This window comes from Burkholderia sp. Cy-637, assembly GCF_011753175.1.
Classification (GTDB): Bacteria; Pseudomonadota; Gammaproteobacteria; order Burkholderiales; family Burkholderiaceae; genus Burkholderia; species Burkholderia gladioli.
The window spans coordinates 1-8,075 of record NZ_VWWC01000241.1 but is presented as its reverse complement, the minus strand read 5'-3'; the positions used below and the strand labels follow the sequence as shown (position 1 = coordinate 8,075).

General features: G+C 71.1%; 10 protein-coding genes. 5 read left to right on the top strand and 5 right to left on the bottom strand.

Annotated elements, in window-relative coordinates; genetic code table 11:
• Nucleotides 1-244 precede the first annotated feature (244 nt).
• Nucleotides 245-1,147 carry an SDR family oxidoreductase gene (locus F3J10_RS33015; RefSeq protein ID WP_167243848.1) on the bottom strand — a complete coding sequence of 301 codons (903 nt, stop codon included), beginning with the start codon at nucleotides 1,145-1,147 and terminating at the stop codon, nucleotides 245-247.
• 181 nt (nucleotides 1,148-1,328) lie between these two features.
• Nucleotides 1,329-2,411 (bottom strand): catalase family protein, encoded by a 1,083-nt coding sequence (locus F3J10_RS33010; protein WP_167243847.1) that lies wholly within the window; start codon nucleotides 2,409-2,411, stop codon nucleotides 1,329-1,331.
• Between the two features lie 182 nt (nucleotides 2,412-2,593).
• Here F3J10_RS33010 and F3J10_RS33005 point away from each other — a divergent pair, with 182 nt between their 5' ends.
• Both F3J10_RS33005 and F3J10_RS33000 read left to right on the top strand, forming a co-directional pair.
• Nucleotides 2,594-3,106 carry a BON domain-containing protein gene (locus F3J10_RS33005; protein ID WP_167243846.1) on the top strand — a complete coding sequence of 171 codons (513 nt, stop codon included), beginning with the start codon at nucleotides 2,594-2,596 and terminating at the stop codon, nucleotides 3,104-3,106.
• A 231-nt stretch (nucleotides 3,107-3,337) separates the two neighbouring features.
• Complete coding sequence (locus F3J10_RS33000) at nucleotides 3,338-3,634, top strand: hypothetical protein (protein ID WP_167243845.1); 297 nt, start codon at nucleotides 3,338-3,340, stop codon at nucleotides 3,632-3,634.
• A 197-nt stretch (nucleotides 3,635-3,831) separates the two neighbouring features.
• Here F3J10_RS33000 and F3J10_RS32995 read toward each other — a convergent pair whose 3' ends face one another.
• Nucleotides 3,832-4,482: a UdgX family uracil-DNA binding protein gene (locus F3J10_RS32995; protein ID WP_167243844.1), complete on the bottom strand. Its 651-nt coding sequence runs from the start codon at nucleotides 4,480-4,482 to the stop codon at nucleotides 3,832-3,834.
• Nucleotides 4,483-4,666: 184 nt separating this feature from the next.
• On the opposite strand from F3J10_RS32995, the gene F3J10_RS32990 reads away from it, so the two are divergent.
• Both F3J10_RS32990 and F3J10_RS32985 read left to right on the top strand, forming a co-directional pair.
• Nucleotides 4,667-4,894, top strand: coding sequence for a hypothetical protein (locus F3J10_RS32990; protein WP_167243843.1), 228 nt, complete (start codon nucleotides 4,667-4,669; stop codon nucleotides 4,892-4,894).
• Complete coding sequence (locus F3J10_RS32985; protein WP_205200574.1) at nucleotides 4,887-5,132, top strand: hypothetical protein; 246 nt, start codon at nucleotides 4,887-4,889, stop codon at nucleotides 5,130-5,132. The genes F3J10_RS32990 and F3J10_RS32985 overlap by 8 nt, the downstream gene beginning before the upstream one ends.
• A gap of 90 nt (nucleotides 5,133-5,222) precedes the next feature.
• On the opposite strand, the gene F3J10_RS32980 is transcribed toward F3J10_RS32985, so the two are convergent.
• Nucleotides 5,223-6,359, bottom strand: a complete 1,137-nt coding sequence (locus tag F3J10_RS32980; protein ID WP_167243842.1) for a glutathione-independent formaldehyde dehydrogenase — start codon at nucleotides 6,357-6,359, stop codon at nucleotides 5,223-5,225.
• Nucleotides 6,360-6,570: 211 nt separating this feature from the next.
• Nucleotides 6,571-7,686 (bottom strand): flavodoxin family protein, encoded by a 1,116-nt coding sequence (locus F3J10_RS32975; protein WP_205200573.1) that lies wholly within the window; start codon nucleotides 7,684-7,686, stop codon nucleotides 6,571-6,573.
• 122 nt (nucleotides 7,687-7,808) lie between these two features.
• Here F3J10_RS32975 and F3J10_RS32970 point away from each other — a divergent pair.
• Nucleotides 7,809-8,075, top strand: a 267-nt coding sequence (locus F3J10_RS32970) for a hypothetical protein (protein ID WP_205200572.1), incomplete at its 3' end; no start/stop codon positions are given.

Below are 8,075 nucleotides of genomic sequence, written 5' to 3'. Positions count from 1 at the left end.
ACGCGCCGCGGCCGGGCGGCGCGGCGCCGGTTGCCGCGGCGGATCGCCGCGCGGCTGGGTTTGCGGGCTTGGCGTCATGGTTCCTCCCTATTCATGCCTCATGCCGTGATCGATATCGGCGAGCAAGCGCGATGCCGGCTCCCGGCGCCGGGCACGCCCGGCACCGGGGCAGGCGCGTGCCGGCACGTCGATTCCGGAGCTCGGCGGAAATTGCCCGCCTTGTCATTTTTCCCCGCGCCGCCGCTCAGGGCAGATGATTGCCGCCGGTCACGCCATACACCTCGCCGGTCACGTAGCTCGATTCCTGCGAGGCCAGCAGCACGTAGACGGGCGCGAGCTCGGCCGGCTGACCCGGGCGCTTGATGGGCGCTTCCGAGCCGAACACCTCGACCTTTTCCTGGGGCTGGCCGCCGCTCGGCTGCAGCGGGGTCCAGATCGGCCCCGGCGCCACCGCGTTGACGCGCACGCCCTGGTCGATCACCTGCTTGGCGAAGGCGTGCGTGAAGGCGGTGATGGCGGCCTTGGTGGACGCGTAATCGAGCAGGCCGGGGCTGGGCTGGTAGCTCTGGATCGAGGTGGTGTTGATGATGGTCGCGCCCGGCGGCAGGTGCGGCAGGGCCGCCTTGCAGAGCCAGAACATCGCGAACACGTTGGTGCGGAAGGTGGCCTCGAGTTGCTCGGTGGGCAGGTCGGCGATCTTCTCGACATAGACCTGCTTTCCGGCCACGTTGACGAGGATGTCGAGCCCGCCGAGGTTGGCCACGGCCTCGTCGACCAGCCGCTGGCAGAAGGCCTCCTCGCCGATGTCGCCGGGCAGCGCGATGGCCTTGTGGCCGGCCGCCTCGACCAGCTCCACCACCTCGCGCGCGTCGGCTTCCTCGCTGGGCAGGTAGTTCAGGGCGAGGTCCGCGCCCTCGCGCGCGAAGGCGATCGCCACGGCCCGGCCGATGCCGCTGTCGGCGCCGGTGATCAGGACGCGGCGGCCCTTCAGGCGGCCCGAGCCGCGATAGCTCTGCTCGCCGTGGTCGGGCTTCGGGCGCATCTCGCGGGCCAGGCCCGGCGCCGGTTGCGGCTGCTTCTCGAAGTCGGGGCGCGGGTATTGGGTGAGCGGGTCGCGCATGGTGGTCTGGTCGGTGTGATCGGTCATGGATCGGTTCCTCCTGGCAGATGAAAGTCGGGTGCCGGGGTGCTAGCCGGCACGTGGTTCGTTGTCGACGCAACGACCGTGCCCCGTCGTGCGCCTATGGCGAGCCGCTTCGATGCGGTGCCATGCGGCGCGCCTTGCCTCGCCCGAAGCCGGGGCGGCGACGTGGCTGGCGCCGCGCGTATCAAGCGTGTACCGGGCAGCCGTTGAAGCGGCTGCGATACGCGGCGGAAGCTTCGTAGAGGCTGCGGCGCACGCGCATCACGCCGCCCAGCGGACGATGCGCGGCCAGCCCGTGCCAGGGGCTGAACACCATGCCGTCGTCGATCGCCGCGGAGCGCGCTCCGCTCCAGGCCGGTTGCGGCGCCACGCGGATCGTCGCGACGCGCAGATACGGGCTCAGGTCTTCCGGCCAGACCACCGAGGCATCCTCGATCGGCATCTTCTCGATGTCGGTGGCCAACTGCACGCGCAGCTCCCATTCGCCGCCGTGCACGGCGAAGAAGGCCTCGACTTCCTCGCGCAAGGCGTTCGGCCGGCCCTTCAGGTCGATCGGCGCGTCCCGCAAGGCCAGCAGTTCCGGCGACACCGGCACCACGGCGAGCTTGGCGAAATACGACCCGTGCAGGCAGGGCGCGCAGGTGTAGAAGCGCTCGCCGAGGATGTGCGTGGCCGGATGGCCGCCGAGATTCCTCAGCATCGCGCTTTCGCCGCCGAGCGCTTCGAGCGCGCGTTCGGCGCCGCGCATCACGGCCGACAGCGCCTTCTTGCCGCCGGGCGCGCGATCGGTGGTCTTCGACAGCATCGCCAGGCTGCGCACGAAGGCCTTCGGTGTCGCCGCCGCGAACGCCGGGGCGTTGACCATCACGAAGTCCTGCGTGGTATGCACCTCGCTGCCCGGCAGGCGTTCGCCGTCGACCTCGGCGATCTTCAGCGCCAGGCCGCGCGGCGTCGATACCGCGTCGTCCAGCACGTCGCCGGGGTTGGTCGACAGCCGCAGCGTCACGGGATAGCTGCCGCGACGCGCGAACACGCCATGCGCCAGCGCCGGCGGAAGCTCGCCGTCCACCGTCAGTTCGCCTTCCAGCAAGCCGTGGCTCTTGGCATGCACGCTGCGCACCGCATGCGCGTAGTCGCGCGAAGTGGTGGCCTGGATGTCCTCGAGGGCGGCAAGCAGTTGCCGGGTGGTGTCGGCCTCGTCGTCGGGGATCCGCTCGAACATCGGGTCGAATGGCAGGGGCTGGATGCGCAACTGGGGCACGTTCATCTGGACTCCGGAGGATCGGCTGGAATCCCGCTTTCGCGCAATCGATGTGCCCGGGCAAAGGCGGCACGATGCTTGCATGTTGATTACGTATCGATGGCGTTGATCGCGCGACGGGCCCGCGCTTGCGAAACTGCCGCGCGTATCGCCTATTACCCCGACCACCCTGTTTCGTGGAGGCCACCATGACATTCCGACTTCATTTCGCCGCGCATCATGCGGGCTTGGACTGGCGCCGCCTCGGCGCGCTCCCGATCACCGAGGGGCCCGCCGCAGGCGGGGCGGGGCCGAGCCTGATGACGGCGGCCTCCGGCGCGGACGACGAGCCCGGCGCGCCGCGCGACGATCCGCACAATCCGGCGGTCCCGCGCGAGGGCCGCGACGACGATGCCGGAATCGACCGCGCGGTGCGCGAGGCGATCGCCCCGGTTCTGGATGCCGGCGCGGGCCGCGTCTCGATCGCCGTGCGCCAGGCGCACGTCACGCTGGAAGGCAAGGTGCCGACCGACGCGCTGCGCGAGGCGATCGGCCATGCCGCCGCGCAATGCCCCGCGGTGGCGAGCGTGGACAACCGGATCGCGGTCGAACCGATCGGCGGCGCCTCGGTGGTGTTGACGCCCGAGCGCCGCACCGTCACCCACTCGGACGAACCCGGCTCGACGCCCGCGCCGGGCAAGCGGGAGCGCGGGCGGGGCTGATGGCGGCATCGATGCGCGTCGGCGCGTCGGCTTATGCGGTACTTTCTGCAAGACTTGTCAAAACCGCCGGCCGTGCCGCGCCCCGGTTCCTCGCACGGCGATGGATCCAGGCCCTGCCACTGGCCGGCGTCGCGCAGCCGGGATGCCGCGCCGGCTTGTCGCCGATCTGTCACATCTCCGGAACACCCATTGCGTGCCCTGGATTTCCTCAATCCGAAGGAGATCCTTCCCATGCATCGCATCCCCCGACCCTTGCTTCGCGCGGCCACGGCCGCTTCGCTGCTGGTGCTGGCCGGCATGTCCGCCGGCGCCCAGGCACAGACCACCATGCGGCCTGCGCCGACCGATACCACCCAGGCGCCGACGCGCACCCCGCCCGGCGCGCGCGGCGAGGATCCGCATTACCCGGCCTCGGGCACACAGGGCCAGGACAGCGGCGCGGCGATGCGCAGCCGCACCGACCCGGGCATGCACCCGATGGCGCCTGGCGGCGCGGGCAGCGGCAATCGTCCTGCCAACGGCAATTGACCGTGAGCGCGGCGCATGACGGCCCGCTCCAGCGGCGTGCCATGACGAGCGCCATGATGCGTCATGCCGGAGCGGAGATGCCCGCTTCGATGCGCTGACCAGGCGCGGAATCGCGCCGGCGAGCGATGCGATCGCGCGGATCGCCGTCGGCGCGGTCGTTCTTGCCGGGCGATATCGCATTGCCCGCGCCATCGATTTCAGCGCTGGTCCGCGTCGGCCTCGACCAGCCGTTTCGCGATGCGTAGCGCATCGACCAGCCGGCCGTAGACGCGTTCGCGCGAATCCGCGTCGCGGGTGCGCATCACCAGTGCCGGATGCGGGGCCGCGACGATCCGCGAGCCGCCCGGCAGTCGGACCGTCAGCGCCGTGGCCGGCAGGCTGGCGAGCGGATCGCCGAGCAGGGTGCGCCAGGCCAGCGTGCCGAGCGCCACGATCACGCGTGGTTTGACCGCCTCGATCTCGTGGTCGAGCCAGTAGCGGCAGGCCGCGACTTCGTCGGGCGCGGGCGTGCGATGCAGGCGCTGCCTGCCGCGCGCTTCCCACTTGAAATGCTTGACCGCGTGGGTGAGATAGACCTTGCCGCTCGCCAGCGAGAGCTCGCGCAGCGCGCGCTCGAGGATGCGGCCCGAGGTGCCGCTGAAGGGGGCGCCGTGCCGGTCGTCGTGGTCGCTGGGCTGGTCGCCGACCAGCATCAGCGCGGCCGGTACCGGGCCCCGGCCGTCCACCGCCTGGGTCGCGTCGGCCCACAGCGGGCAGCGCCGGCAGGTGCCGAGCGCGGTGGGCGGCGCGTCGGCGTGGGAGGCGGCATCGTCACGTGCGGGTGCGGGGATCGCATCGGTCAGTTCCATGGCGGCTCCTGTCGGTTGCCTGATCCGCGCAAGCCGCATGCCGGCCCGGGCGGGCGCCTCGTGCCTCGTAGCCATTCGACGGAAGTCGCGCAGGGCCGCGCGGCCATCACCCCCTTGCCCCCGGCGGCGCGCGGTACATGTCTTGCGCGCTTCCTGGCTTCACCCACCGCCCACAGGAGCGACGATGAACCGAATCCATTCCGGCCGGACCTTCCGCTTGTCCCCGACCCAGATCCCGCCGATGCCCGATCCCGACGTCGAGGACTTGCCCGAGCAGGACGACCTGCCCGAGACACCTCCCGAACCGCTGCGCGATCCCGAACGCGTGCCGCCGCTGCCGGTCAACGCGGCCCGGCGGACCCTGCCGGGGCGGGCAGCGGATCGCGGCCCGCACGGCGCGCGCCATGCCTGAGCAGCCCACCGAGCCGGCCGCGCCGGCATCGAGCCGGGGCCGGCCGCTGGCCATGCTGCGCTACGCGGCCGTCTGTCTGCTGGTGGCGGTCATCGCCGGCGTGCGCGGCTTCGGCATCTTCGCCGGCGCGTCCGGCGCGGGCGTGTCGAGCGCGATGGCGCTGGTCGAGCGGATCGGCTGCATCGCGCTGCTGGTGGTCGCGCTCGGGCTGTTCGTGGCGGCCGTGCGGCGTCGTTGAAACGCGGCGGCGAGCCGTTCGCCGCCTGTCTCGCGAGGAGGCGCGGCACGCCGCCGGCCATGCCGCCATCGATGCCGCGATCGTCGCCGCCTACGCGGCCGGCTTGAGCACCACCTTGGTCCAGCCGTCCTCGCGCGCATCGAACTTCCGGTAGCCTTCCGGCGCCTGCTCCAGCGGCAATTCGTGCGAGATGATCCGCGAGGGCTGCACGCGGCCGGCCTGGATCAGGTCGCGCAGCTTGCGGTTGTAGGCCTTGACGTTGGCCTGCCCGGTGGCGATGCGCTGGCCCTTCATCCAGAACGGGCCGAAGTCGAAGGCCAGCTTGCCCTGCTGGGCCAGCTTGTCCGGCGAGCCCGGATCCTCGGCCACGAACACGCCCACCACGCCGATTCCGCCGGTCGGCCGCACCGCCTTGACCAGCGCATTGAGCGTGGCATGCGGCACCTCGCGGCCGTGGCAACTGCACTGGTAGCCGACGCATTCGCAGCCGCGATCGGCGCCTTCGCCGCCGGTCAGCTCCAGCACGCGATCGATCGCGCCGCCGTCGCTGTCGTCGATCGGGATCGCGTCGAGCCGCTCGGCCAGCGCGAGCCGGTCGGCGTGGGTGTCGACCACCATCACCTCGGCGGCGCCGCGCAGGCGCGCCGACATCGCCGCCATCAGTCCGACCGGCCCCGCGCCGTAGATCACCACGCTGTCGCCGGGTTCGACGCCGGCCAGCATGGTGGCGTGATAGCCGGTCGGGAAGATGTCCGACAGCATCACGTAGTCGTTCTCCTTTTCCTCGGCGTCGGGCGGCAGCAGCAGGCAGTTGAAGTCGCCGAAGGGCACGCGCAGCAGCTCGGCCTGGCCGCCGCTGTAGGGGCCCATGCCGGCGAAGCCATAGGCCGCGCCGGCCATGCCGGGGTTGGCGGTCAGGCAGAAGCCGGTCAGGCCGCGCTCGCAGTTCTTGCAGAAGCCGCAGCCGATGTTGAAGGGCAGGCAGACGCGGTCGCCCACCTTGACGCGCTCCACGCCCTGGCCGACCTCGATCACCACGCCGAGGTTCTCGTGGCCGAGGATGCGGCCGGCTTCCATGTCGGTGCGGCCCTCGTACATGTGCAGGTCCGATCCGCAGATATTGGTGGTGGTGATCTTCACCAGCACGTCGGTCGGTTTCTCGATCCTCGCGTCCGGCATGTTCCTGACCGTGACGTTTCTCGGCCCTTCGTAGACAAGTGCTTTCATGGTGGCTCCCGGTGACTGGATTGGGGCGCGCGGCGGTTGCCGTGGCCGGGTTTGCCTGTCACGAGGCAGCAGGGGGCGTGCCGCCGCGCGTGCGCCGCGGCACGTCGTGACGGCTGGCGCGGCGCGGAAGTGGTGAACGAGCACTCGCTACAAAGGATTGGCGAAACGGATGGGCGGCGCGGGCCGATGAAGCGGATCGGCCTGCGCCGCGCTACTTGGCACGCGGCGTCGGCAGTTCGGCGTCGGGCGGCGCATGACCCTGGCGCAGCCGCGCCACGTTGGCCGCCACCGCCTCGGCGACGTTCGCGGTTTCCTGCTGCAGCGCCTCGTCGCGATCGAGCGTCGCGTGGCTGGTGGCATAGGGCTCGTAATAGCCGAGGTAGCGATCCAGGCGCGATTTCGCGCCCGATTCGACCAGGCCGGTCCAGTCCAGCCAGTCGCTCAGTGCGCGCCGCGAGGGCTCGATGCCGGCCACGTCGCCGTGCACGATCACGCCATAGGCGCGCCCGGCCAGGTGCTTCGGATAATCCCAGCCGGCCAGCTCGAGCCGCTTGGCCGCTTCGACCTGCTTGCCGTGCGTCGAGCTCGGATCGGGATTGCCGCCGTCGGCGCAGACCAGCCGGTCGATCATCAGCTTCAGCGGGCTGCTGACCTGGTACCAGTACACCGGCGTGACGAAGATCACGCCGTGGCAGGCCGCGAAGCGCGCGTAGATCTCGTTCATCCAGTCGTTCACCTGGCCCAGCGAGTGGTTCGGATAACAACTGCAGGGCCAGTGGCACAGCGGCATCGCGCTGGACACGCAGCCCTTGCAGGGATGGATGTGCAGGTCGGGATCGGAGGCGAGCCGCGACAGGTCGAGCAGGTCGACCTCGCAGCCGCGGTTTTCCAGCGTTTCGCGCAGGATGCCGCTGAGCCGGAAGCTCTTCGACATCTCGCCCGGGCAGGTGTAGTCGTTGCGCGAGGACGCGTTGACCACCAGCACGCGCGAGGGCGAGGCGGGATCGGCTTGCCGCGCCTGTGCCTGTTCGATCCGCTCGCGCGCGGCGCGCCATTCGTCCGAGAGCGCGTAGCCGGGATCGGCGAAGCCGGGGCCGGCCGCGTGCGTGAGCGGCGACTTGCGCCCGTTCGAATAGGCGTCCCAGGCGATCGCCTCGAGCCGCGCAATGGCGGCATCCTCGCCGCGAAAGGCCGGATCGTGGAAGCGCGCGCGATAGCGTTCGCGAAACGCCTTGCGCGAGAGCATCGACTCGACCTGGCCGCGACGGACCTCGACAGGCTGCTCGCCGGGGGAAGAGGGGGATTCGGGTGGGGATGTCGGCTTCATGGTGGCTCGCGCGGTCAAGGTGATGACACATCGAGCGCGCAAGCGCGATGCCCGCGTCGCCGGCGCGGCGGAACGCGGCTTGCTGCTGGCGATCCTATCAATCCACTCGGGAGGAGAACGCCATGAACAGCCGATATCGAGCCATCCTGCGCATCGTCGTCACGGCGGGCGCGTTCGCGGCGGCGGCCGGCGCGCCGGGCGCGGCTTCGGCCCAGAACATCTCGCCGGGCGTGCCGGGACGCTCGCAATTGCCCTCGGGTGCTTCCCAGCCGCATGGAGAAAGCCCGAACGCCGTGCATGAGAAGGGCGGCGCGGTGCAGCCGGACAATCGCGCCGCCGGCCATGCCGGCGCGCATCGCGGCTCGCCCGATTCACGCGGCGCGTCCCCA